Raw genomic sequence first — 26,280 nt, 5'->3', positions numbered from 1 at the left:
TGAAAAAATAAAGTGTTTATGTTTTAATTATAACTAGTAATGGATATTTTTAAGAGTTTCGAAAAATTTATAACAGGATTTTTAGATTACGACTGGTTCGAACCAATCACGATTATTCTTATTGCAGTTTTTGCGAGTTTTTTATCACGCAAAATTATTGATTTCGCTTTCAGTGTTCGTAAGAAAACTAAAAAAATAAAGCGCTCCGAAGAACGTTTAAAAAGAAATGAAACAATTTCGAAAATTGCAAAAACTACAATTGATATCGTTATTTGGATGACTGCAGCTATAAATTTTCTTAGTTCAATTGGTGTTAATGTAGCATCTTTAATGACAGGTGCTGGTTTAGTTGGTGTCGTGGTTGGTCTTGGTGCTCAAACAACAACTCGTGATATTTTAGCGGGATTTTTCATTGTAGGTGAGAACCAATATCGAGTTGGAGATACGATTGAAATTATGGTTGCTGGAAGGCTAATTTCGGGGAAAGTTGAGAATATTTCTTTACGAATTACTCAGGTTCGTGATGGTGATGGAAAAGTTCACACAATTCGAAATGGTGCAAGCGAGGCGGTGACAAATCTTTCTTTTAAATATGCTAATGTTAATTTAATGTTTGGCGTATCTTATGATACGGATATTGATGTTTTGGAAGAAGTGATAAATAATGTTGGGCTAAAAATGCTTGAAGATCCGGAATTGAAAAAAGATATTATTGAGCCAATTGTATTTGTAAGAGTTAATAAATTCTTGGATTCCTCGATGGAAATTAAGTGTTTAGGAAGGGTAAAAGCTGGAAAACAATGGAATGTTGCCGGAATTTTTCGGCGGGAAATCAAGAAAGCTTTTGATGAAAACGATATTATTTTGCCATATCCGCAAATGGTCATTCATGATGTAAATCGAATCACTGCTAAAATGAAGAATTCAAAAGCTCGTACTCGCCATCAAAAGCATTCATCCATAAAACAAGTTAAAAAATAAAAACCCTTTTCGAAAGGGTTTTTATATATGGTGGTTATTTGGGCATTTTTCGTATTGTCCATTGTTACAAAATAAACAATTTTCCCTTTCGCAAGCCGAAAAATTATCTGTTCGGTGTGCAAAAGTTTGCTTAAGGATTTTCGATTTTGACTTAACTCGCCAGAATTGTATACTTCGGGGCTGAAGCTTACCTCTTTGATAGTGGCATAGCTTCAAATAATTTTCGAAAATTCTTCGAATTGCCCAGTCGTCACCATTTTCAGCATGGGCAATAATATTTTCCGAAACATCCATTGTGACGGTTTTCGAACGATATCTGTGTGTTACCATAATTTTTACCATAATTTCCACCTCCAAAAATGTACTAAGATGCTATTATTATATAATTTTTCTAATAAAAAGTCAATAAAGTTAAATTGTTTGATAAAAGATAATCTTTATGGTAAAATTAAAGCATAAACATAAAATAAAGGGAGGGAATATGGGTGAAAAACCGATTCAAGTTAATAGTGAAATCGGAAAACTCAAAACCGTAATTTTACATAGACCAGGAAAAGAACTTGAAGGGTTAACTCCGGATTATTTGGAACAGCTACTCTTTGATGATATTCCATATTTGGAAGTTGCACAAGCTGAGCATGATGCTTTTGCGGAAACTCTTCGAAACCATGGAGTTGAAGTTCTTTATCTCGATCAATTAGCGGCAGAATCGCTTTATAATGATGAAATTAAGTGGCGATTTATTTCTGATTTTGTGCGAGCTTCGAAGCAAGGTGAACGACATGTAACGCACGCTTTGATGCGTTATTTAGGAGAATTTGAGCCGCTCGAGCTTGTTCGAAAAATTATGGCGGGTGTTAAAAAAGATGAGATTAAAACTGATGAAGATGAAAAATCTCATTTGAACTATTATTTTAAGAGTGATTATCCATTTTTGCTCGACCCAATGCCAAATCTTTACTTTACTCGTGACCCAGCAGCTGCAGTTGGAAATGGCTTAACAATTAATAAAATGCGATATCCAGCTCGTCGACGCGAGAGTTTGTTTATGGAATATATTATGCGCTATCACCCACGATTTGCAGCAAAAACTCCTGGTGGTGAAGTTCCGGTTTGGTTTGATCGCTATAATAAATTCAATATGGAAGGTGGCGATGAACTCGTTCTTTCGAAGAATGTGATGGCAATTGGCGTTTCACAACGAACAACTCCTGAAGCAATCGAAAAAGTTGCTTCGAAATTGTTTGAATTTTCAGATTTTAATAAAATTTTAGCAATTCAAATTCCAGTTTCACATGCTTTTATGCATCTTGATACTGTTTTCACAATGATTGATTATGATAAATTTACAGTTCACCCAGAAATTTTAGACAAAGATGGTGAATTGAATATTTACGTTTTGGAAGATTCTGGCATTCCAGGTCAGCCAAAAATTACACATCGCACAAACTTGAAAGAAACTCTAGAGGAAGTTCTTTGTCTTGACCATGTAAATTTAATTCAATGTGGTGATGGTGATCCAATTGCGGCGGCTCGCGAACAGTGGAACGATGGCTCGAATACTCTAGCAATCGCTCCAGGTGTAGTTGTAACTTATGACCGAAACTATGTAACCAACAGAGCTTTGCGTGAAGCTGGCGTGGAAGTTATTGAAATTCAGGGCGCTGAACTTGGTCGTGGCCGTGGAGGCCCACGCTGTATGTCAATGCCAATTTGGAGAGAGGAGATTTAATAATGGCATTAAATTTGAAAAATCGAAATTTTCTAACACTTTTAGATTTTACACCAGAAGAAATTCGCTTAATGCTTGATGTTTCGCATGAATATAAACGTTTAAAGCGAGCTGGAATTGCTCACAAAATTCACGAAGGTAAGCAAGTTGCTTTGCTTTTTGAAAAAACTTCAACCCGAACTCGAACCGCTTTTACTGTGGCGGCTCGAGATTTGGGAATTCACCCAGAATTTTTAGGTAAAGATGATATTCAAATGGGTAAAAAGGAATCAATTAAAGATACAGCAATTGTGCTTGGTCGCTCATTTGATGGAATTGAATTTCGCGGTTTCGATCATTCAACTGTTGAAGAACTTGCAAAATATGCTGGTGTACCTGTTTGGAATGGTTTGACTGATATGTATCACCCAACTCAAATTTTGGCTGATTTTATGACAATGGAAGAACATCTTGGATACCTAAAAGGTGCTAAATTAGTATTTGTTGGTGATGGACGCAATAATATGGCAAACAGCTTGATGGTTGGCTCAGCTAAAATGGGCGTTGATTTTCGAATTGCTGCCCCAAATAATCTTCATCCAGATCCTGCTTTGGTTGAAAAATGCCGTGAAATTGCTCGTGAAACTGGCGCAAAAATTACAATTACAGACGACCTATATGGTGCTGCTCACGGCGCAGATTTCATCTATACTGATGTATGGGTATCAATGGGAGAAGAAGATAAATTTGAGGAACGAATCCACCAACTACGCGGATTTCAAGTAAATATGGCACTTCTTCATGCAACTGGAAACCCAAATGTAAAATTTATGCACTGTTTACCAGCATTCCATGATTTAAATACAAAAATTGGAAAAGAAATTTTCGAAAAATATGGATTGAAAGAAATGGAAGTTACTGATGAAGTCTTTAACTCAAACTCTTCAATTGTATTCGATGAAGCTGAAAACCGCATGCATACGATTAAAGCGGTTATGGCTTTAACTTTGTAATTTTAGGAGAAGAAAATGGCTATGAAAAAAGATGCAGATAAAACTGCTTCAAAAAAGGTTAAAAAGGTTTCGAAAAAGCTAAAAGTGTTTAAATCGCCGTCAGCTTTTAGTGTTTTATTCATTATTATTGCAATAATGGCTGGATTAACTTGGCTTATACCAAGTGGTCGTTATGAACGACTGGAAGATGGAAAAATTAAATCCAACAGTTACTCGCAAACTGAAAAACGCTTGAAAGTTGTTGAAGAAGTTAAAAATCCAAAAACCGAAATTTCAATTTCTGAGGCAGAAAGCAAAGGTTATAAAAATGCAGCAAGTGATTTTAAAAAAGCTGAAAAAGAGAAAAAAGATTATTACATTAATCTAAAGCAAGGATTTTGGGATATTTTCTTGTCTCCAATTTATGGAATGGCTAAGAAACTTGATGTAATCGTATTCATCCTGATCCTTGGTGGGTTCTTGGGTGTTGTGATGAAAACCGGTGCACTTGATTCTGCAATTGGTGGTTTACTCAAAAAGATGAAAGGTAAAGAAAAGTGGATTATTCCAGTTTTAATGACACTTTTTGCGATTGGTGGAACTACTTATGGTATGCAAGAAGAAGCGGTAGCGTTTTATGCATTAATCGTGCCAATTATGATTGCTGCTGGTTATAATTCAATGACTGCCGTAATGGTAATTGTTCTTGGAGCTGGCTCAGGTGTTTTAGCTTCAACTGTAAATCCATTCTCAACTATTATTGCTGCAAACGCTGCTGGTGCAGAATTATCGAAAATATTATTGCCTCAGTTTATAATTCTAGTTGCATCTTTAGCTGCTTCGATTATCTTTACGATGCGATATGCTGCTAAAGTTAAAGCTGGTGAATATGCTGAAGATTCTAAAGGAAAACCAGCAGTTAAAGCAATTGATGCTTCGAAAGTACCAGAATTTACACTTGAGCGAAAATTTGTGATGGGAATTTTTGGGCTAACTTTCCTTGTAATGATTATGTCACTTGTTCCTTGGAAAGATTTGCACGTAACATTCTTTGAAGACTGGCACGAATGGCTCGCAACTTTGCCTATTGTTGGTGGAATCTTCGGATTTGAGCATGCTGTTCCATTTGGTTCTTGGTATTTTAACGAAATTTCAGCATTGTTCTTAATCTCGACAATAATGATTAAAATTCTTTATCATGAGGAATTTAAAAAAGATGATGTTTCTGTAACAAATACTTTCCTTGCTGGCTCGGCAGATTTATTGAGTGTTGCTTTAATTATTGCGGTTGCTGCAGCAATTGGCGTTTTGATGCAGGCTGGTGGAATTCAAGATACGATTGTTTATTGGGGTGAAGAACTTCTTCGAAAAGTTCCATCACAGATATTTGGTGTTTTGGCTTATATTTTCTATATCCCAATGTCATTTATCATTCCATCATCTTCTGGTTTAGCAGAGGCTACAATGCCAATTATTGCTCCTGTTGCAGATTTGGCTGGTTCAACTAAAGAAATTGCTGTCGTTGCGTTTGCGACTGCATCTGGACTTCTTAATATGGTTGCCCCTACAATTGCATCATTAATGGCTGGTTTAGCGCTCGCAGGTGTTCCTTATAAAAACTGGGTTAAGAGAACTGCTCCATTAATGGCTATTTTAACTTTAATTAGCCTTATTGTAATTGTTGTGATGGGATTCTTAAAATAAAATGAAACAGATTTCGAAATATCAAAAGGAATCTTTTCATCGAAAATTAACCTCAATTTTGGTAGTTGCTGTACTGGTAGCTGTAGTTTTTGCAGTAGGTTTTGTTGTGAAGCTTCTAGATTTTACACTGCCAGTTGCCCACCGAAATATTTCGAATAATAAAAATCAGAATCAGTCTTCGAAAAATATAACAATTTCAGGAAATGTAGTTTGTCTTTCATTAAAAAAAGGTAAAACTGATAATTCAAATCCAAGCAAATGTAAAGTTGGAGTTGTTGATTCTAAAGGTCAAAAATATGCTGTTTCTGGTGGAAGTAATTTAAATCTTTACGGAGAAGCTAGCTCAAACGGAGTTGAGATTTCTGGTGAGTTTATTCCTGCTAGTGAAGATGAAACTTATGATATTGTTGGCACAATCAAGCGTTCGTAGTATAATTTAACTATGAAGTTATTGAGTGATCAAGTTGATGAACGCGAGATTAAAGTAATTTTGCGCGAGTTAGAAAAGACTCGCGCATTTTTTGGAGATGTTGTAGAGTTCGGCTGTTATGTTGGTACAACTAGTGTATTTTTAGCAAAAACTCTTGAAAAATGGGGAAGTTCTAAAACTCTTTGGCTTTACGATTCGTTCGAAGGTCTACCAGAAAAATCTTCGAAAGATATTAATTCTTTGGGTGAAGTTTTTAAAAAAGGTGAGTTGTGCGCTAGTAAAAAGCAGTTAATTTCAAATTTGCGTAAATCAAATATCAAAAAAATGCCAAAAATTACAAAAGGTTGGTTTAATACGCTTTCAAAAACGCAAATTCCTGAAAAAATTAGCTTTGCTTTTTTGGATGGAGATTATTATGATTCAATTTTAGATCCGCTTAATTTAATCTGGAATAATCTTGAAAGCGGTGCAATCATTGTTGTAGATGACTATGGAAATCAAGCTTTACCAGGAGCTTCAAAGGCAGTTAACGAATGGTGTAAAAAACACAATATCTCAAAAGAAGTTGAAGCAACTTTGGCGATTTTTCGAAAACCATAAAAATAATAAAAAAGTATTGCGCTTGTGTATAAAATGATATATTATATAAGTGTAAGCGCTAAGGTGATTTTTGGGAGGAACCATAAAAATAGCGTGTTTTCTTGACATTTGTTATTTTTTTTGATAAAATAGTTCATAGGCTCGCGCAAAAACGTGTAAAATTTATTAAATAAAGGAATCGGTCGAGCGCGTGAGTTGCATGAATAAAAGGAGAACGCATGCCTATCAAAATCAATTTTCCTCCTTCAAGGAAGAAAATAATTGCGGTGGATGTGGTGCCTGCTGAATGGCAACGCTACATTGAACAATAAAAAGTGACAAAAAGAAAATCTCACTCTTTACTGAGTGAGATTTTATTATGGGATTATTTCTGATTTTTAATTGCTTCGTCTAAGGCTAATTTTAATTTTGCATCATCGCCCCAAATATCAGAAGACAAATCTTTTCCGTTAAGCTTGAATGAAGGTGTTCCAGTTACTTTTGCTTTCGAACCAACAGCTTGGTCAAATTTAATTTTCGCCTTCACTTTATCACTCTCAATATCTTTTTTGAATTGGTCGATATTTAGATTTAACTCTTTAGCGTATTCTGTGAAATATTCCATTCGCTCGCTAGCAGTTGAAGCCGTCCATTCATCTTGCTTGTCGTAAAGTAAATCGTGCATTTCCCAATATTTTCCTTGCAAGCCTGCTACTTCAGCAACACTCGCTGCAGCAAGTGCATTTGGGTGAATTGTGACTAATGGGAAGTTTCGAAATATTACATTAACCTTATCTTTATATTCTTCTGCGATTGATTTAACGCGGCTGGATGCAGTCTTACATCCTGGGCATTGAAAATCACCATATTCAACCAAAGTTACTTTCGAGTTGTTTTTATGATAAACATGCTCAGAAATATCGCCTGAATTTTTACTTGAAGAAATCTCTTTCGAAATATCAATATTACTTAAATCAATTTTCTGAAGGTTTGATAGCCAAATCATTCCACTCAAAAAAAGAACAACCAAAACTGTAAAAATTATTGCAAATTTATTATCGGCTATAAAATCTTTTATTTTTTGAAGATTTTTTGCCTTTTTTTTATTAGTAGACATTTTCCTCCTTTTTCACTAACTATTACTATTTTAACATAAAAATAAGCTTTTTCAAAATACATAAGTGTGATAAAATAAAAATATGTTAGTTATAAGTATAATTTGCTTAATTTTAATGCTTATTATTTTTTCTTTGAAAGAAAAGGAAATTGAATTTTCTGAATTTGAGCTCCAGCGCAGAATTAATTCTGGTGACAAACGAGCTGAAAAAATGCTTAATAAAAAGAAGTTTGTACCAGTTTATAATTATTTTTTGCAATATTTTGGCTGCACAATCATGATTGTTTCAGTAATTTCACTTTCGAAAGTTTTTGATTTTTGGAAGTCGATAGTTATTTGTTCTGTTATTTTTCTGATTTCGAAGGGAATTTTAAAAAGTGGTATTTTGAATCGAATTTCAAGCCAGATTAATCGTAAAATTATCCCAATTGCAAATGGAATTTATTTTGCTCAAAATATAAAAACACAAAATAGGATTTCGAAGATGGCGAATAAAAAACAACCATGGTCATTTTATTCAAAAGAAGAACTTTTAAATTTTTTAGCTAATCATAAACGAATTTTAACTGAAAATGAACAAAAATGGATTGAAAAAATTTTCGAACTTGAAGAAAAAACAATTTTAGAAGTTGGTGTTTCTAGTGAAAAAATGGCAATAATCCACGATAGTGATTTGTTAACACCATTAATGATTGATGAACTTTTCAAAACCAGGCAAAAGATTTTCCCGGTTATGAACGAGGAAGAAAATAAAGTTAAGGGTGTAATTTTTCTAGAAGATATTACTAAAATTGATTCAAGTGATTCGAAAAAAGCTCAAAAAGTAATGCATGAAGAATTCCTATCGATAAAACCTAATTTAAGTGCCTTAGCGGCTTTCGAAAAAATACTTTCAAAAGGTGAAAACTATGCAATTTTGCTTGAAAGAAATGGTGATTTGTCTGGAATCGTTAATTTGGTAGATTTTATTCGCAAAAAATAGGAAAATGTGGTAAAATATAAAGAGTTAAATTCAAGAATTAGGAGAAATATGCGGATATTAGCGAAAAATTCGATTGATAAAATTGGTGAAAAAATTACTGTAAAAGGCTGGGTGAATTCTCGACGAGACCACGGTGGGTTGATTTTTATTGATTTACGTGATCACTCTGGATTACTCCAGCTTGTGATTTCGCCAGAATTTGCAGAAAGTTTTGAATTAGCTGAAAAATGCCGTGATGAATTTGTGATTTCGGCAACTGGTGTAGTAAAAGAGCGCGCTGAAAATTTAAAAAATCCAAATATCTCAACTGGTGAAGTTGAACTTATTGTTGAAAATCTTGAAATTTTAAACCGAAGTGATCCTTTACCAATTGCTGTTTCGGATAATGGTCAAAAATCGAATGAAGAATTACGATTAAAATATCGTTTTTTAGATTTGCGCCGCGAAAAAATGCAAAAAATGTTGCGTCGCCGTGCTGAATTTTATTGTGAAATTCGAAAATTTATGGAAAATCATGAATTTATTGAAGTTGCTACGCCAATTCTTGCGAATTCTAGCCCAGAAGGTGCACGTGATTTCTTGATTCCGAGCCGTGTCCACCCTGGAAAATTTTATGCTCTACCGCAAGCTCCGCAACAGTTTAAACAGCTTTTAATGGTTGGTGGAATTGATAAATACTATCAAATTGCTACTTGTTTTCGTGATGAAGATCCGCGGGCGGATAGGCTTTATGGTGATTTTTATCAACTTGACCTTGAAAAGGCTTTTGTTGAAAATGGTGAAGATATTCGCTCAGAAATGGAAGTTCTCATTAAAGATCTAGTGAAAAATTTTGCTAAAAAAGAGCTTTTGAGTGAAGAAATTCCACGTATTCCTTATGAAGTTGCGATGGAAAAATACGGTAGTGATAAGCCTGACTTGCGTTTCGGAATGGAATTAGTTGATTTAAATGATGTTTTGGCTGAAACTGAATTCGGTGTGTTTAAAAATGCTGAATGCTTGAAAGCAATTTGCGTCAAAAATGGTGCAAGTTTGAGTCGAAAACAGATTGATAATTTTACTGAAATTGCCAAAAGTGAAGGTGCGGGCGGTTTGGCTTATATTACATATACTGAAGGTGAAGTAAAAAGCCCAATTGTTAAATTCTTGAACGAAAATGAACTTTCAAAAATTAAAGAAGAAACCGGTGCTGAAGATGGCGACGCAATTTTCTTTGGCGCGGATAGACGTGAAGTTGTCAATAAAGTTCTTGGTCGTCTTCGAAATGAATTTGCAGATTTCTTCAATCTTAAAGATGAAAATAAAGTGGCTCTCGCTTGGGTTGTAGATTTTCCATTTTATGAATTTGATGAGAAAAATAATAAAGTTGATTTTGGCCATAATCCATTTTCAATGCCAAAAGGCGGCGTTGAGGCTCTTCGAAACGCTAAAACTGATACTGAAAAATTGGCGATTAAAGCTGACCAATATGATATGGTGATGAATGGCTATGAAATCTGTTCAGGCGCTGTTCGAAACCATAACCCAGAAGTGATGTACGAAGCTTTTGGCTTGCTTGGATATGATAAAAAATATGTTGAAGCGAAATTCGGTGCGATGTTAAACGCCTTTAAATTTGGTGCTCCTCCGCATGCAGGTTGTGCATTTGGCTTGGATCGAATTTTTATGATTTTAATGAATGAAGATAATATTCGTGAAGTGGTGGCGTTTCCAAAGAATGGATCTGGCGTAGATGTAATGATGAGTTCACCTAGCTTTGTGGATGAAGGGCAGCTAAAGGAGTTAAAAATTGAGCTCTCTGAAGATGAAGAATAAATTGGCAAATTTTCAAAAAAAATTCGGTTTTTTAGCGATTCTTATAATCGGTGGATTTTTAGTTCTATTTCAATTTTCGAAAATTGTTTTTGCTGAAGAAGTTGCAAAAGAAAAACCAACTGAAATTCAGATTTCGAAAATTAGTAAAAAATGCAACGATTTAAAAAATAATTTGAAAAAACTTCGCTCTGAAGACGCTCTAAAAAGGGTTAATCTGGGTAAAAGCTATGAGAAGATTTCGAATGGATTGATGTCGAATTTTAATGCAAGAATTGCTTTAAACAAGAAAAATGGTGCTGAATTAATTTTAATTGCTTCTGAATTTGAAGAGAATTTTAGGTATTTTAAAGAGAATTTTCAGATTTATGAACGGGAGCTTTCGGAATTAGTTTCGCAAGATTGCATTAAGAATCCGCGTGAATTTTATTTAAAACTTGAAAAAATACGTCGTGCTCGCCGAGAAGTAAATTACAACACTAAAAAATTGAATGAAATTGCTGAAAAATATGGTGTTCAGGTTCATGATTTTGTTGTAAAAAATACATCAGGAGTTTTGAATGAATAATTTTTTGAATAAAATTAAAGCAAAAATTAAAAATCAGACATTGGAATCACAAAAAGAAATTAATGGTTCTCGCAATTTGCTAATTTTTCTTGCGGGAAGTTTAGGAATCGCATTAGTTTTGGTGATTGCAAGCTTAATTCTTTACACTTCGGATGGAACTATTCAGCTTGATTTAAGTAGGCCAGTTTTGCAAGAGGCGCGTGAGGCTCAGAAAAAGGCAAAAAAAGAGGAAGAAGAACGCAAAAAAAATGAAAAAGATGAGGAGTTTTTACCGCAAGGTGGTCTTTCGAATAAAGACATGGCGGATTTCGAAAGGCTTTATTCGCAAGCAAGAAAGAAAATTCATACAGATGAGTTTAGCGAAAGCTCCTTAAGTGATGAAACTTTAAGAATAACAGACCAATAAAGGAGAAGAATGGCTTTTTTAAATCCGAAAGATTTTATTATTACTCGCAAGCGTAAACTTTATAAATTTGCGCTTTTCAATAATTCTGCAATTTGTTTTGAATTCAATGAATGGCAAAAAGAAAATGCTGAAGTTAATAATTTAGAAATTGGTGCAGGAACAGGGCTTTTTAGTGAAGCTTTGGCAGCAAAAAATCCAATGAAGAATTTTGTGGCGGTTGATGTTAAGGCCGACCGACTAGTTAAAGGTGCTATTCAAGCTGAGCAAGATGGCGTTAAAAATATTCGTTTTTTGCGAGCGCGAGCCGATCAACTTCTTGAAGCTTTTGGCGAAAATTCGGTAAAATATCTTTGGGTGACCTTTCCTGACCCTTACCCACGTGAGCGGAATTCGGGCCGCCGTTTAACACACCCAACTTTTTTGCGAATTTATGCTAAGCTTTTGGCCGAAGATGGTGCGCTCTACTTTAAAACTGATGCTAAGGATCTTTTCGAATGGAGCTTGGAGCAGCTTGTATCAGAAGGTTGGAAAATTGAACGGCTTAGTTTTGATTTACATGAAAGTAATTTGAACGAAAATTACAAAGTGATGACAACTTATGAGAAACGTTTTACGGCAGAAGGGCTAAAAATTAACTTCGTAAAGGCTATACCGCCGAAAAATATATGAATAAATAAATTTCGAAAGAGGTGAAATGGCTGATTTTTTAGAAATTAAAGGTGCGCGTGAACATAATTTGAAAAATGTAGATTTAAAAATTCCGCGTGATAAATTAGTGGTTATAACAGGGCTTTCTGGTAGTGGAAAGTCTAGCTTGGCGTTTGATACAATTTATGCGGAAGGCCAGCGCCGCTATATGGAGAGTCTTAATTCTTATGCGCGACAATTTTTAGGTACAATGGATAAGCCAGATGTAGATCAAATTACAGGGCTCAGCCCGGCAATTTCAATTGATCAAAAATCTACTAGTCGCAATCCACGCTCAACCGTAGCAACCGTAACTGAAATCTATGATTATTTGCGTCTTCTTTTTGCGCGAATCGGTACACCACATTGTCCAATTTGTGGCCGAGATGTAGTTCGGCGTACTCCCCAAAGTATTGTTGATAGTATTATGAATCTTAAAGAAGGTTCACGGTTGATATTGCTTGCACCGATTGCAAAAGCTAAAAAAGGTGAATTTGCGCATATCCCTGAAGAGTTTGCGAAAAAAGGTTTTGCTCGTGCGCGGGTTGATGGAGTGATTTATGCTTTAGATGAGTTCCCTGAACTTGAAAAAAATATTAAGCATAATATTGAAATTGTAGTTGATCGTTTGGTTCTTTCGAAAGAAATGCGAACACGTTTAGCGCAAAGTGTTGAGCAGGCGCTTGAAATGACTAGCGGAATTTTAGAGATTTTAAATGATGAAACTGGCGAGGTGAAGATTTTTTCGCAACGTTATGCTTGTGAACTTCACCCAGATGAGCATATTCCTGAGCTTGAACCACGTTTGTTCTCTTTTAATGCGCCACAAGGAGCTTGCGAAACTTGTTCAGGCCTTGGAACACGAATGGAGATTGACCCAGAATTAGTACTTTCACCAAATTTGACAATTTCTGAGGGTGCGATTCGACCTTATAATCGTGTGATGGAGAAGGGCTATAGAATTAAATTGCTTGAGGAGATTGCAAAACGTCATGGATTTTCAACAAAAGTCCCAACTAAAAAGCTTTCGAAAGAAGCTATCGAAATTATTCTATACGGCACAAGAACAGATGAAAAATATCCAATTGAAATGAATGGCCGTGTTTATAACATGAATTTTGAAGGCGTAATTCCAAATCTTGAGCGCCGTCATCGCGATACGGGTAGTGAATTTCAGCGTAAAGATATTGAGCGATTTATGCGTGTTCGAAAATGTCAAACTTGTGGTGGAAAGCGCTTGAAACCAGTTGTTCTTGCGGTTACGGTTGCTGGTCTAAATATTGTAGAAATTTGTGATCTTGCAATTGATGAAGCTGTTGAACTTTTCAAAAATTTAGAACTAAACGAGCAGCAAAAGTTTATTTCAACTCAAATCCTAAAAGAAATTTCTTCGAGATTGGGCTTTATGAATAATGTTGGTTTGAATTATTTGGAGCTTTCGCGTGCGGCTAATACTTTGAGTGGTGGTGAGGCTCAGCGGATTCGTTTGGCTACACAGATTGGTTCTGGGCTTCAAGGTGTGCTTTACGTTTTAGATGAGCCTTCAATTGGTCTTCACCAGCGAGATAATGATAAATTAATTGCGACGCTAAAAAACCTTCGTGATCTAAATAACACTGTTTTAGTAGTGGAACATGATGAAGACACAATTCGAGCGGCGGATTGGCTTGTTGATGTTGGTCCTGGTGCTGGTGTGAATGGCGGAATGATTGTGGCTTCTGGTACACCTGATGAAGTTTCGAAAAATCCTAAATCTTTAACAGGGCAATTTTTAAGCGGAAAAGATAAAATCCAAACACCAAAAAAGCGCCGAAAAATTCAGAAAAATGAAAAATTGGTGATTAAAAATGCACGAGAAAATAATTTGAAAAATATCGATGTTGAAATTCCATTAGGCGTAATGACGGTAGTTTCTGGTGTTTCAGGAAGCGGAAAATCAACCTTAGTCAACGAAATTTTAAGTAAAGAATTGTTGGCGCGGAAGCATCGTGCGCAAGAAGTTCCTGGTGCGCATGATGAAATTTTAGGTTTGGAAAAACTAGATAAAGCAATTGTGATTGATCAAAGTGCGATTGGCCGTACGCCACGTTCAAATCCCGCAACTTATACTGGTGTCTTTACGCAGATTCGTGAGCTTTTTGCTGGCACGCCAGAAGCGAATATCCGTGGCTATAAATCTGGTCGATTTAGCTTTAATGTTAAAGGTGGGCGCTGTGAAAACTGTCAAGGTGACGGTGTAATTAAAATTGAAATGCATTTTTTGCCAGATGTTTATGTGGAGTGTGATGTCTGTCATGGCAAGCGATATAATCGTGAAGCCTTGGAGATACTTTACAAAGGTAAAACAATCTCGGATGTTTTAGAAATGACAATTGATGAAGCAACGGAATTTTTTGAAAATATTCCTGCGATCCATCGAAAATTAAAAACTATTCAAGAAGTTGGCTTAGGCTATATTAAACTCGGGCAGCCTGCAACAACATTCTCGGGCGGTGAGGCTCAACGAATTAAACTTGCTACTGAGCTCGCTCGGGCTTCAACTGGTAAAACAATGTATATTCTGGACGAGCCTACAACTGGTTTACATAATGCAGATGTAAAAAGATTGCTTTCAATTTTGAACCGTTTGGTTGATGCTGGAAATTCAATGGTAATAATTGAACATAATTTAGATATTGTTAAAAGTGCTGACTGGCTAATTGACATGGGCCCAGAAGGTGGAGCGGGTGGTGGAACTGTTGTGGCGACTGGAACTCCAGAACGGGTTTCGAAAGTCGAAAAGAGCTGGACGGGAAAATATCTTAAAAATATTCTTTAGGATAAAATGCCATGTCTTTTGAAAAATAGTATAATAATGCTATAAAGTGCTTAATTTTATATCATGAAAGGAAAAAATGGCGATTTTAGTAACTGGCGGTGCAGGATTTATTGGTGCTCACACTTCAATTGAACTTCTTGAAAATAATGAAGAAATTATAATTATTGATAATTTTCTGAATTCAAAACCTAAGGCTTTAGAGAGAATTCGTGAAATTTCGGGTAAGGATTTTAAATTTTATGAAGTTGATATTTTAAATAAAGATGGGCTTCGAAAAATTTTTCAAGAAAATAATATTGAGCAAGTGATACATTTTGCAGGCTTAAAAGCAGTTGGCGAAAGTGTTGAGAAGCCACTTGAATACTATAAAAACAATATTCAAGGAACAATTTCTCTTTTGGAAATTATGCGAGAGTTTAACGTTTATGATATTGTTTTTTCTTCAAGCGCAACAGTTTATGGCGACAAAAATCCAGTTCCTTATCGAGAAGAAATGCCTTGTGAAACAGCAACAAATCCTTATGGGTATACTAAAGTTGTGATTGAGCATATTTTGAAAGATTTAGCAAAGGCTGATACGCACTGGTCGATTACAATTTTGCGATATTTCAACCCAATTGGTGCGCATGAAAGCGGTTTAATTGGTGAAGATCCACAAGGAATTCCAAACAATTTGATGCCGTATATTTCTCAAGTTGCCATTGGAAAACGAGAAAAACTTTCAATTTTTGGCGATGATTACGAAACTCCTGATGGCACAGGAGTGCGTGACTATATTCATGTTGTAGATTTAGCTAAGGGTCATTTAAAAGCATTAGAAAGTAACCGCAAGAATGGTGGCGTTAAAATTTATAATCTCGGTTCAGGCTCGGGAGTGAGTGTTTTGGAACTAGTTCGTGCTTTCGAAAAAGCCTCCGGCAAAAAGATTTCTTTCGAAATTACCTCGCGCCGTGCAGGTGATATTGCATTTTGTTATGCCGATGTTACTAAGGCTGAAAAAGAACTTGGCTGGAAAACTGAAAAAACACTTGAGGAGATGTGTCGAGATTCGTGGAATTGGCAAAGTAAAAATCCGAATGGGCTAGTGTAAGAATCTTAAAAAAAGTTTGTTTTCGAACAGACTTTTTTATTTTTTGAAAAAAAGTACTTGACTTTTTAAACTACCTTGTATAACATAGAAGTATGAAGGAACAAGAAAGTATTGAAAAATATGCTTCACAAATTTCAACCCAGATGCGAAAAGGTTTTATGGCGTTTTGCGTGCTAAAAGTTTGTGCAAAAAAGCCAGTTTACACCAGCGATATCATTAAAGAATTGCGTGAAGCTAAAATGGTTGTGGTCGAAGGAACAATTTATCCGTTACTATCAAGACTGCAAAAAGATGGATTATTAAGCCATGAATGGCAAGAAAGTGAGCAAGGTCCACCTAGAAAATATTATTCAATAACTGAATTTGGCGCTAGTGTTTGTGAAAAGGTTAGCGAAGAAATCAGCAAATTAAATAAAACAATCAGCAAACTTTAAGGAGAAATATGAAAGAAATTACAAGAATTCATTTGGCGAAAATTCCTTACGAAATTGAAATTTATGCCAAAAAGAGGCTTGAGAAATATCTAAAAGATTTAAAAATATACTCTGGCGATGAAGATATTTTTGAGGATGTTGAAATTCGAATTACTGAAATTCTAGCAGAACTTGGTATAAAAGAAGGCGGAGTAATCACTGAAAAAGAAATTTCGAAAATTGAGGCTCAAATTGGCTCACCAGAAGTATTTCAAGATTTGAATTTTGATGGTGAAAATGAAGAAATTCGCATTCCGAAAATTTCAAAAAAGCTATTTCGAGACGAACAAAACGGAATGATTTCAGGTGTGGCAGCAGGATTAGCACAATATTTGAGAATTGATATGGTTTGGGTTAGGTTAGCTTTAGCGGTTATGTTTTTTGTAAGTTTTGGCGCAATTGTTCCAATTTATATTCTATCAATTCTTATCATTCCAGCGGCAAAAAATGCTAATGATATTTTACGACTTCGCGGTGAAGTTATTACAGCAAGTGCAATTCGAGAAGTTAACGAAGAATATAATTTCGAGAAAAATGCAGCTCGAAATATGAAAATTGCTCGAATTTTTGGGATAATTTTTGGAATTTTTACAGTTTTTGCTTTTCTTGGTGGAATCCTAGCGATGTTTTTTGGAAACTGGGCATTAATGCAAATTGGCGAAATGGCTAATTTTGCCAACGCAAAGAGTGCTGCAACTGGTATAATAATTTCAGCAAATATAATGGGAATTTCGTATTTGATTTTTACGGCTTTTATTGCAAAAATGCTGTTTAAATTGAAGGCTTCGAAAATTGATATTATAGCAATTATTGTTTCGGTGGTAGTTGCTTTAGGTGGAATTTTGGGATCGATTTCTTTTACCTCAATTTTACGTGATAAGGCTAATGAAAAAATTTCGAAAAGTTTAGTTTCTGAGCAAATTAAATTTAATTCTGAAAAAATGAAAAGTGTTAAAAAACTAAAAGTTGATTCTTCAGTTTCTGTGTTCTATCATATTTCAGATGAGCGAAAAATTGAATTTACGCATATGAATTTTCGAAAACACAATTTAAAAGTTGATTTTGAAGGAGAAACTTTAAAATTGAGCTTAAATAATGTTCCACAAAATCTATATTTTGGCGGATTAGGCTATGAGGAAATTCATATTTATGGCCCAGAACTAAATGAAATTGATGTAACTTCAAATTCGAATGTAAATTATTTTGCGAAAGATACTGAGAATATGAAAGTAAAAATGAATGGCGGTTCAGTTTATTTTGAAAATTCAGCCAAAATTACAAATTTAGAGATTTCGAAAGGTGAATATGGCGTGTTTTCAGGAAAACATATTGATGTTTTGAACTTAACATTAAATTCAAATAGTGGAAGTGTTGAACTAAATAATGTTGAAAATGCAAATGTTAAAACTAAAAATTGTAGTTTTAATAGTCCAAAAGTCACTCGTTTGAAAGCTCGCGCAAAAAATGTAAAAGTGAATAACTATGATTTTAACGAGAATACTAAAGGCCAATGTTTTTATCTTGAAAATTTAGATAGAGATGAATTTTAATTAAAGGAGGAATATGATTGAAGTTCGAAATATTTCAAAAATTTATGGCAAAAAGAAGAATCGTTTTCAGGCGTTAAAAGATGTAAGTTTCAAGATTGAAAATGGTTCAAGCGTGGCGATTATTGGGAAATCGGGAAGTGGAAAATCAACACTGATTCATGCAATGAGTGGCCTAGATGCTCCAGAAAAAGGTGAAGTTTTAATGGATGGAGTAAATATTTTATCAATGAATCAAAAGAAGATTGATAAATTTCGTTCGAAAAAAATGGGATTTATTTTTCAAAGCTTTTTTGTGCAGGGAAATGAAACTTGTTTCGAAAATGTGAGTTTACCGCTTGAAATTGCTGAAGAGCCAATTTTTCGAAGGAAAGAAATTGTAGAAGACGCCCTAAAAGCGGTTGGCTTGAAAGATAAAATTAAAACACCAGCTCGTGACCTTTCGGGTGGGCAAAAACAGCGCCTTGCAATTGCGCGAGCAATTGTAAACTCGCCAGAAATAATTTTTGCGGATGAGCCAACGGGAAATTTGGATTCCGCAACTAGTGAAAAAATTGAAAAATTACTTTTTGAATATAATAAAAAGTCTGGTGCAACGCTATTTATTATTACTCACGATGAAGAATTGGCAGAAAAGTGTGATATTCGGATTCGGATAAAAGATGGCGAAATAGAGCATATTGAAGGAGTTAAAAATGCGTAGAGTTGATATTATTAAGCGAGCTGGAAAAAATATTCGTTTAGCAAAAGGGCGAACAATTTTGACGAGTTTGGCGATTGCGGTTGGCGCGACAACTGTTGCACTCGCAATTGCAGCCGGAAAGGGCGGCAATGCTTATGTTGAAAGTCTAGCTAACAAGTTAGGCGATCAAAATGCTTTAACTATCTCGCGATTAATCAAGAATAAAAAAGACCCTTATGCACCAAATAAGGTTGAAACTACACTTGAAGATTCACGAAAAAATTTGGCTGAAGCTGATATGGAAAAGCATTCAATAAAAAATGAAGATTTACAAAAAATCACAAAAATTAAAGGCGTTCGAAACGTTTCACCAAAAGTTCCTATAAATATTGATACTATTCGTGTTGAAAATGGAGTAAAATATGATGGAAGCGTTGCGACAAAAAATGACGAACAAGAGATGGGTCTTTCAGCCGGAAAGCTCAGCAAAAATAATCAAATTGATAATGGAAAAGTTATCGCACCAAAAGCTTATGTTGAACCTTTTGGAGGTAAAATTTCTGCTGATATCGTGGGCAAAAAAGTAGTTTTCGAAATGAAAGATGCGGAAGGTAAAACTTTCGAAAAGACTTTTGAAATTCAAGCAGTTGATGCCGGAAAAACGGATACTAACTTTAACTATCAAGGAAATTTCTGGATGAATAATAGTGATGGTTTGGAAATTGCGAAAAAGCAAAATTCTGGTGAAATGCGGTTTTATAGTGCGAGCGTAACAACCGACGGCATACGAAAAGTTGATGAAATTAAAAAGGAAATTACAGCATTAAACGGTGGTGAATTTTACCAAGTTTCCACTTTTGCAGATGATAAAGCAACGGTTCAAGCAGCAATTAATGTTATGGCGGCGGGTCTTGCTGGATTTGGATTTTTAACGCTTCTTGCTTCAGCTTTTGGAATTATTAATACGCAATATATTTCAGTTTTAGAGCGAACTTCACAAATTGGTTTGATGAAATCGCTCGGAATGCGAAAGAGTGATGTTTCGAAACTTTTTAGATACGAAGCGGCGCTGATTGGTTTATTTGGTGGAATTATTGGAATTGTTGTAGCGTATGGAATTACTTTCTTAAACCCTGTAATCAGTAGTGTTTTAAAACTACAAAAAACTTCTGGCGTGGATACGAATTTACTTCAACCAGATTTATTCGCTTGGATTTTATTGGTGGTTGGTTTGATGTTACTTTCGGTGATCTCTGGATTCTTGCCAGCGCGAAAAGCAGCAAAGATGAACCCAATTGAGGCTCTTCGAACTGAATAGAGATAATAAAAATCGGCTCACTAACAAAGTGGGCCGATTTTTCTGAAAAAATAGAAAAAAGTCTTGAAATTATTAAAAAACTCGTGTATAATAAGATTATTATTCCGGCATAGCTCAGTGGTAGAGCGGTTGGCTGTTAACCAATAGGTCGCTGGTTCGAGCCCAGCTGCCGGAGCCAAATTTGAGTTTTATGACAATTTGATAATGTGAGAAAAGGTTCTAACAGATTAAAATAGAGCCTTTTTTATTTTTTATTTAATTCTATATTGCAAAAAATTTCCAATTGATATATCATAATAGAAAAAATATGACTAGTCTGATAAAAATAGAAGAGCTAGATAGGATATATTATGAACTTAATATTTATGAGGCATGGTGAAGCTTTAGATAATACGCGTGAAATTTTATCAAGCCAAGAAATACAATGTTCAATATTGACTGAAAATGGTAGAAAGCAAGTTATCGAATCAGTAAAATTACTACCTAGAATAGATAAAATATACGCCTCACCGTTAATTAGAACTCTACAAACAGCGAAAGAAGTTGCAGATAATCGAAACCTTAATGTTGAAATAGATGACCGTATTAGAGAGATAAATTGGGGTAAATTTAATGGAAAAGAAAACTCTGCGGAGCTAGATGAGGTTAGGGAAAAGCAAGTCGCTGGAGATTTTTTTATTAGATTTGGCCAATATGGTGACAGTAAATATAGTATTGAAAGCAGATTATGCGATTTTTTAACTGATGTTCAAAAGAATAATTTCAAAAACAACACTGTATTAATAGTTTCTCATGGAACGATTATATCCTTTATGAAGCGGATTTTAGGGTTAAAATCTTCTCACGCGAAAAAAGGTAAATTCGAAGTTTTTAAAGATGTTGATTTTCAATTTTTAGAAAAACACAAGAATCTATTGAGTGATATATCGAATTTTGAAGTTAGCAAAAGGCTTAGAGAAACAGACAAAATTAAGAATAGTGAAACCAGACATAAATATGTAAATATCGCTAAAGACTATAACAATATAGAATTTAATAATGAAACACTAAAGTATTTAATTTTAGGGTTGAATGATAAACTCAGTAAGGTTGAAAATGCCTTAAAACCTATTGATAAAAGTAAAAAAGAGATTATTTTAGTTTGTGTATTTAATAATTTTTCAGAATTTTTTGAGAAATGGATAAGACGTTATGTCGAATTGGGTGTTAAGAATTTCGTATTGGTAAATAATAATTCTGATGATGATTCAATAAAAAAGATAAGTGAAATTACGAAAAATATTAAAGATATTAAACTGGATTTATACAATGTTGAAGCTCCCTATAATTGTTTTAGGGCTTGTAGCTGGAGACAGCAGATTTTAGATATTTATGGAATTAACAGATGGTATTTGAATGTTGATTCTGATGAATTATTCCATGTTGATGAAAAGATAAAAGAATACATTGACTCCATAAGTAAGGATGGCCGTAAATCTGTTAAAGCTATTATGGTAGACGTATATTCTAAAAAACCTATTTTTAAAAATAAGAATATAAATGATATGAAATTTGTAGATTCGAACACTTATAAAACTGAAATCAACCCTTTTTACGGGTTAAGAATTTATGGTGGCCCTAGAGGAAGAATTTTTGGTTTAAGGTCTAGTCTACAAAAGGTTCCGCTACTATATTACACTGGAAATGAATTAATCGTGAATGATCATTATGTATTTCCGAAAGAGTTAAATTTTGTAAATATATCATCGGTAATATTTCATTATAAATTCTTACCGAATTCATTATCATTGTATAAAAACATGGCAAAAAGTGGGGTGCATTGGCAAGACTCTAAAGAATATGAAAAATACCTATCTGCTTATGAAGATGACTCTAATTTATCTATGTTTTCAACAGATTCATCTATTAAAATTGAAGATTTTCGACTGTCCGATATAGCGCCCGAGTAGTTGCTGGTTAGTAATATTTCTATCAAGGGGAGCCAAGAAAATCTCCCGAAGTCTCGGGGGTTTTTCTTTTTCTTACAATTTTAAGACTTTTCTAAGTAAAATGTGTTAAAATTAAAATAGAAAAGAGGTAAAAATGAAATTTGATAAAATTATAATTGGATTTGGAAAAGCTGGAAAAACTTTGGCAGTTCTGGCTGCTAATAAAGGTGAAAAAGTTGCATTAATTGAAAAGTCGCCGAAAATGTATGGCGGAACCTGTATTAATATTGCTTGTATTCCAACCAAAGTTCTAGCGGTTGCGGCGAGTGAAAATTTAACTTTCGAAGAAGCAATTTCGCAAAAATTTGATGTTGTGCAGAGGCTAAATTCAAAAAATTATAATATGCTTGCAGATAACGAGTCGATTACAGTTTTTGACGGCTTTGGTTCATTTTTAGATGAAAACACAATTTTAGTTGAATCGAATGATGAAAAACTTGAGCTTTCGGCTGATAAGATTATTATTAATACTGGTGCAGAAAGTTCTATTCCTAAAATTTCAGGAATTGAAGAAGGTTTAAAGGACTCAAAAATTTTAACTAGTACAGAGCTTCTTGATAATCAGGAGGCAATTGACGGCCTAGCAATTATTGGTGGTGGATTTATTGGTCTAGAGTTCGCTTCAACTTTTGCGAAGTTGGGAACGAAAGTAACAATTTTTGAGCGAGGCGATAAGATTTTAGCTAATGAAGATGATTCGATGCAAAAAGCAATTTTTGACTTTTTAGTTTCGCAAGGTGTTAATTTTGAGTTTAATGCAAATATTGAGGCTTTCGAAAATGTTGAAAATGGAATTTTAGTCCAAAATAATGGTAAGAAATCAGCTTTTAATAAAGTGTTAATTTCAACCGGGCGAAAACCAGTAACTGCAAAATTAAATCTTGAACGAGCAGGTATTAAAACACTTGAAAATGGTGGAATTTGGACTAACGAAAATCTTCAAACTTCAAATTCAAAAGTTTGGGCGGTTGGTGATGTGAGAGGAAAAGAGCAATTTACTTATACTTCTTTAGATGATTTTCGAATTTTGCGCTCACAGTTTTATGGTGACGGAAAATATTCTCTAAAAAATCGTGTTAATTTGCCAAATTCGATTTTTTTGCAGGTTCCATTTTCGAAAGTTGGATTAACTGAAAAACAAGCTTTGGAGGAAGGTTTCAAGATTAAGATAAAGGAAATTCCGGCAGCAGCAGTGCCAAAACTCCAGCTTGAATTTAAAACAACTGGTCTTTTGCGAGCGATTGTAGATTCGAAAACTAATAAAATTTTAGGCGCAGCTCTGTTTTGTTATAATTCGCCGGAAGTTATAAATATTATAAAAACGGCGATTGACACTGGACTTGATTATACTGTTCTGCGAGACCAGATTTTTACCCACCCAACCGTGGCTGAAAGTCTAAATGATTTGTTTAATCTTTAAGTTTGCTTTATTTTCGAAAATTTGATATAATTTAAGCAAAAGCATAATAATTTTTAAAGGTGGGAAATGAAACCGACGATTTTATCGATTGGAAATGCGACAAAAGATAACTTTTTAGACATTCAAAATCAAAAAATTTATAAAGATGAGCTCAATGATTTTCATTATGATCTAACTTTTGATGATTCAACTTTAAATTATCAAAAACAAGCTGGTGTTTATGGTGGAACAATTTTGAGTGAAAAAATCTTTACAGCAGCGCATTTTAAGGCTTTTTCAAGTGCGAATCCAAACGGTACTTCTCATTTCGAATATGATGAAATTAACAGCAATCTGATTGATCGATTTATAGTTTCGTATAAAGGCAAGAGTTTTATTTTAACCAGTAACCCTCGTAGCACAAAATGGGTTTCGCCAGCTTTTCCACCAGATTTAATTTATATTGCGGATGCTAATTTTTCGCAAAATTATCTGACAGATTTTAAAAAATATTTGCGCGAGAATCCAAATATTGAGCTTGTTTTTAATGTCGCCGATTTGGGTCCTGAGCTTGCGCATGAGTTTTTCGTTCGAGCGAATTTAGTTTTTGTAGATTTTCGAAAACAAAATTTAAGCGATCTAATTGATTATTCAAGTTATGAAAATGCGATAGATTCACTAATTAGAACTGGCGTGCGAGGCGTTGTTATTTTTGATGGCTCGAAAATAGTTGCTGGAAATAAAGAAAAAATTGCCAGTATTGAAACTAATTTTGAATTAAATTCGTTTTACCAGAATAATATTTTTCAGGCAGCTTTCGTTGCTGAAAATTTTTCGAATCCTTCAAAATTAGAAGAAAATTTGCAGGTTTCAGTTACGATTGCTAATAAATCTGATTTTAATGATATATTGAAGCCTTTTTATGCGCATCAAATTTTAAATCGCAAAAATTATGAATTACCTGTTGATGTTTTGAGTAATACGCCAGATATTGAAACACGATTGCACAAAACTGCTGCAAAATTAGTTACGCGGCCAAAAGGAATATTTGCTGCAGATGAGTCTGGCGGGAATATTCATAAAAAATTCGAAACGATTAGGATTGAAGATACTTTTGAAAATCGCCGAGCCTATCGTGAGATGTTTTTCAAAACACCAGATATTGAAAATTATTTAAGTGGAATTATTCTTTTTGAAGAGACAACCGAACAAAACACTTCTGAAGGTATTAATTTTGTTGAGTATTTGAAAAATCGCGGAATTTTGGTTGGTGTGAAACTTGACGGTGGTTTGCAGCCTTTAACTGGATTTGAAGGCGAGACGATTTCATTGGGACTTGATTCTTTGGTTGAAAAACTCCAAAAATATTCAAAAGCAGGAATTGATTTTGCGAAATGGCGAGTTGCTTTTGAAATTGATGAAGAAAAAGGAACGCCGAGCAAAGCTGCGATCGCTTCAAATTTGCGAGTTTTGGCACAATATGCTAAAGCCTGCCAGAATTATGGAATTGTACCAATCGTTGAGCCAGAGGTGGTTTATTCTGGGAAACACACTATTAAACAGTGCCGAGAAGTTACGGAAAAGATTCTTAAAAAGCTCTTTGAGGAACTAAAAATATTTAAGGTTGATCTTAAAGGAACAGTCTTGAAAACAAATATGGTTCTTGCTGGCTCTGAAAATGAAATTCAATCTTCTTCAAGAGAGGTTGCACGAGAAACCGTTTCTATTTTTAAGAAAATAGTTCCAAAAGAATTGGCAGGTATCGTATTCCTTTCTGGTGGACAAACCACAACTCAGGCAACTGATAATCTCCAAGAAATAACCAATCTCGGACCTTTTGACTGGGGATTGACCTATAGTTATGCGCGAGCTTTACAGATGCCAGCGCTTCAAGCTTGGGTTGGAAAACCAGAAAATGTTCAGCAAGCTCAGTTACTTTTCTTGGAGCGAGTCGCGGCAAATTCGCACGCTTTGTATAAGAATTAACTATCAAAAATATTAAAAACGCTCAAAATTTTAGTTATTGAGCGTTTTGTTTTGATGATTATTTCTTTTTTACGTAAATAGCATAAATTGCAATTGCAATTCCGCCAACCGGGTAAAATAGTTCAGCCGATTCCCAATTATTTGTAATAAAACTGTAAGTTAAATAAATTGCTGTGATTGAAAGCATTATTATTGCCGCAAAAAATCCTATTTTTGAATCTTTTTCTTCATCTTTATTTTCGATTTCATAAAAGTTATTAATTTTCGAAAAAATAGAATTTCCGTAAGTTGATGCTGAGATTCCAATTCCTAATAGGGCCATAAATATAGCATTAGCTAAATTAATGCCAAGATCAGAAAAATGATAAATTATTTGATGAGTTGCTATAGCTGTAAAAATTGTTGATACCAGTGCCATAGCACTGCTATTTTTAATATTTTTGGCTTGTCTGATTTCATTTTTTGAAAAAAATTTGTCAATTTTTATAGTATAATCAAGTAGGTTTTCAATTTCTGAATTATCAAAATTTTTAGCTAAAATTAGTAGGGGAACTGATATTGCTAAGGATAGCATTAAGCTAACCCCTGCTAAAACATTAAAACTTGCTGTTGATCCTGAAAAATATGCTGCTATTGCAAGGCCGGTAAAAAGAATAAGCATACCAAGCGCACGAATTAGTGCAATTTTTTGATATGATTTCTCATATTCTTTTTTATTAAAATTGGCTTTTTTGGTTGAAATTTCGCCGGTTAGTTCATCTAAACTAATTTCGAAGAGTTCGCTTAGGGCAATTAGTTTGTCAAGTTCAGGGGAAGATTTGCCACTCTCCCAGGCTGAAACTGATTGTCGCGAAACGCCAATTTTATCAGCAAGTTGCTCTTGTGAGATATTTTTCTCGGCTCGTAATTTTTGTAAATTCTGATTAAACATTTTTTGTCCTTTCATATTAATTATTATACATCAATTATATAAAAAATGCTCATTTGCAACTACCAAGTTTTCTTGAAAA

23 protein-coding genes and 1 tRNA gene are annotated in these 26,280 nt (G+C 34.3%); 21 read left to right on the top strand and 3 right to left on the bottom strand.

Annotated features, from left to right (window positions below):
* Positions 1 to 39: 39 nt before the first annotated feature.
* Positions 40 to 981 (top strand): mechanosensitive ion channel family protein, encoded by a 942-nt coding sequence (locus HXL38_003055; GenBank protein ID QWB90931.1) that lies wholly within the window; start codon positions 40 to 42, stop codon positions 979 to 981.
* Positions 982 to 1,002: 21 nt separating this feature from the next.
* Here the strand turns inward: HXL38_003055 and HXL38_003050 are convergent, their stop codons facing one another.
* On the bottom strand, positions 1,003 to 1,311 hold the full coding sequence (locus tag HXL38_003050) for a hypothetical protein (GenBank protein QWB90930.2): 309 nt from the start codon (positions 1,309 to 1,311) through the stop codon (positions 1,003 to 1,005).
* A 151-nt stretch (positions 1,312 to 1,462) separates the two neighbouring features.
* Here HXL38_003050 and arcA point away from each other — a divergent pair, with 151 nt between their 5' ends.
* The 5 genes from arcA to HXL38_003025 are packed head-to-tail and all read left to right on the top strand — an operon-like array spanning position 1,463 to position 6,418.
* Positions 1,463 to 2,713, top strand: coding sequence for an arginine deiminase (arcA, locus tag HXL38_003045; GenBank protein QWB90929.1), 1,251 nt, complete (start codon positions 1,463 to 1,465; stop codon positions 2,711 to 2,713).
* 2 nt (positions 2,714 to 2,715) lie between these two features.
* The gene (gene argF / locus HXL38_003040) at positions 2,716 to 3,705 is read left to right on the top strand and encodes an ornithine carbamoyltransferase (GenBank protein QWB90928.1); all 990 of its coding nucleotides are present in this window, start codon (positions 2,716 to 2,718) and stop codon (positions 3,703 to 3,705) included.
* Between the two features lie 21 nt (positions 3,706 to 3,726).
* Positions 3,727 to 5,388 (top strand): YfcC family protein, encoded by a 1,662-nt coding sequence (locus tag HXL38_003035; GenBank protein QWB90927.2) that lies wholly within the window; start codon positions 3,727 to 3,729, stop codon positions 5,386 to 5,388.
* A 1-nt stretch (position 5,389) separates the two neighbouring features.
* Entirely contained in the window at positions 5,390 to 5,818 is a 429-nt protein-coding gene (locus tag HXL38_003030; GenBank protein QWB90926.1) for a hypothetical protein, read from the top strand.
* Between the two features lie 12 nt (positions 5,819 to 5,830).
* Positions 5,831 to 6,418 (top strand): TylF/MycF family methyltransferase, encoded by a 588-nt coding sequence (locus HXL38_003025; protein QWB90925.1) that lies wholly within the window; start codon positions 5,831 to 5,833, stop codon positions 6,416 to 6,418.
* A 364-nt stretch (positions 6,419 to 6,782) separates the two neighbouring features.
* Here HXL38_003025 and HXL38_003020 read toward each other — a convergent pair whose 3' ends face one another.
* Positions 6,783 to 7,514: a DsbA family protein gene (locus tag HXL38_003020; GenBank protein QWB90924.1), complete on the bottom strand. Its 732-nt coding sequence runs from the start codon at positions 7,512 to 7,514 to the stop codon at positions 6,783 to 6,785.
* 82 nt (positions 7,515 to 7,596) lie between these two features.
* Between HXL38_003020 and HXL38_003015 the strand changes: the two genes are divergently transcribed.
* From HXL38_003015 to HXL38_002945, 15 genes are all read left to right on the top strand, one after another.
* On the top strand, positions 7,597 to 8,496 hold the full coding sequence (locus HXL38_003015) for a CBS domain-containing protein (protein ID QWB90923.1): 900 nt from the start codon (positions 7,597 to 7,599) through the stop codon (positions 8,494 to 8,496).
* Between the two features lie 48 nt (positions 8,497 to 8,544).
* The gene (gene aspS, locus HXL38_003010) at positions 8,545 to 10,311 is read left to right on the top strand and encodes an aspartate--tRNA ligase (GenBank protein QWB90922.1); all 1,767 of its coding nucleotides are present in this window, start codon (positions 8,545 to 8,547) and stop codon (positions 10,309 to 10,311) included.
* The gene (locus HXL38_003005; protein QWB90921.1) at positions 10,301 to 10,876 is read left to right on the top strand and encodes a hypothetical protein; all 576 of its coding nucleotides are present in this window, start codon (positions 10,301 to 10,303) and stop codon (positions 10,874 to 10,876) included. The genes aspS and HXL38_003005 overlap by 11 nt, the downstream gene beginning before the upstream one ends.
* Complete coding sequence (locus HXL38_003000; protein ID QWB90920.1) at positions 10,869 to 11,282, top strand: hypothetical protein; 414 nt, start codon at positions 10,869 to 10,871, stop codon at positions 11,280 to 11,282. The genes HXL38_003005 and HXL38_003000 overlap by 8 nt, the downstream gene beginning before the upstream one ends.
* A gap of 9 nt (positions 11,283 to 11,291) precedes the next feature.
* The gene (gene trmB / locus HXL38_002995) at positions 11,292 to 11,951 is read left to right on the top strand and encodes a tRNA (guanosine(46)-N7)-methyltransferase TrmB (protein QWB90919.1); all 660 of its coding nucleotides are present in this window, start codon (positions 11,292 to 11,294) and stop codon (positions 11,949 to 11,951) included.
* A 25-nt stretch (positions 11,952 to 11,976) separates the two neighbouring features.
* Positions 11,977 to 14,787 (top strand): excinuclease ABC subunit UvrA, encoded by a 2,811-nt coding sequence (gene uvrA, locus HXL38_002990; GenBank protein ID QWB90918.1) that lies wholly within the window; start codon positions 11,977 to 11,979, stop codon positions 14,785 to 14,787.
* A 76-nt stretch (positions 14,788 to 14,863) separates the two neighbouring features.
* Positions 14,864 to 15,877 (top strand): UDP-glucose 4-epimerase GalE, encoded by a 1,014-nt coding sequence (gene galE / locus HXL38_002985; GenBank protein ID QWB90917.1) that lies wholly within the window; start codon positions 14,864 to 14,866, stop codon positions 15,875 to 15,877.
* A gap of 92 nt (positions 15,878 to 15,969) precedes the next feature.
* Positions 15,970 to 16,311 (top strand): PadR family transcriptional regulator, encoded by a 342-nt coding sequence (locus HXL38_002980; protein QWB90916.1) that lies wholly within the window; start codon positions 15,970 to 15,972, stop codon positions 16,309 to 16,311.
* 8 nt (positions 16,312 to 16,319) lie between these two features.
* The gene (locus tag HXL38_002975; protein QWB90915.1) at positions 16,320 to 17,900 is read left to right on the top strand and encodes a PspC domain-containing protein; all 1,581 of its coding nucleotides are present in this window, start codon (positions 16,320 to 16,322) and stop codon (positions 17,898 to 17,900) included.
* A gap of 13 nt (positions 17,901 to 17,913) precedes the next feature.
* Positions 17,914 to 18,600, top strand: a complete 687-nt coding sequence (locus HXL38_002970) for an ABC transporter ATP-binding protein (GenBank protein ID QWB90914.1) — start codon at positions 17,914 to 17,916, stop codon at positions 18,598 to 18,600.
* Positions 18,593 to 19,897, top strand: a complete 1,305-nt coding sequence (locus HXL38_002965; GenBank protein QWB90913.1) for an ABC transporter permease — start codon at positions 18,593 to 18,595, stop codon at positions 19,895 to 19,897. Before HXL38_002970 ends, HXL38_002965 begins: the two co-directional genes overlap by 8 nt.
* A 103-nt stretch (positions 19,898 to 20,000) precedes the next feature.
* Positions 20,001 to 20,075: transfer RNA gene (locus HXL38_002960), tRNA-Asn, on the top strand.
* Between the two features lie 172 nt (positions 20,076 to 20,247).
* A complete protein-coding gene (locus HXL38_002955) occupies positions 20,248 to 21,846 on the top strand; it encodes a histidine phosphatase family protein (GenBank protein ID QWB90912.1) in 1,599 nt (532 codons plus the stop codon).
* A 133-nt stretch (positions 21,847 to 21,979) separates the two neighbouring features.
* Positions 21,980 to 23,305: an FAD-dependent oxidoreductase gene (locus HXL38_002950; GenBank protein ID QWB90911.1), complete on the top strand. Its 1,326-nt coding sequence runs from the start codon at positions 21,980 to 21,982 to the stop codon at positions 23,303 to 23,305.
* A 66-nt stretch (positions 23,306 to 23,371) separates the two neighbouring features.
* Positions 23,372 to 25,270: a fructose-bisphosphate aldolase class I gene (locus HXL38_002945; GenBank protein ID QWB90910.1), complete on the top strand. Its 1,899-nt coding sequence runs from the start codon at positions 23,372 to 23,374 to the stop codon at positions 25,268 to 25,270.
* Between the two features lie 58 nt (positions 25,271 to 25,328).
* Here the strand turns inward: HXL38_002945 and HXL38_002940 are convergent, their stop codons facing one another.
* Positions 25,329 to 26,216, bottom strand: a complete 888-nt coding sequence (locus tag HXL38_002940; GenBank protein ID QWB90909.1) for a helix-turn-helix transcriptional regulator — start codon at positions 26,214 to 26,216, stop codon at positions 25,329 to 25,331.
* Positions 26,217 to 26,280 lie beyond the last annotated feature (64 nt).

The organism is Candidatus Saccharimonas sp. (genome assembly GCA_015256915.3).
GTDB lineage: Bacteria > Patescibacteriota > Saccharimonadia > Saccharimonadales > Saccharimonadaceae > Nanogingivalis.
This window is presented reverse-complemented; position numbering and strand designations above follow the sequence as displayed.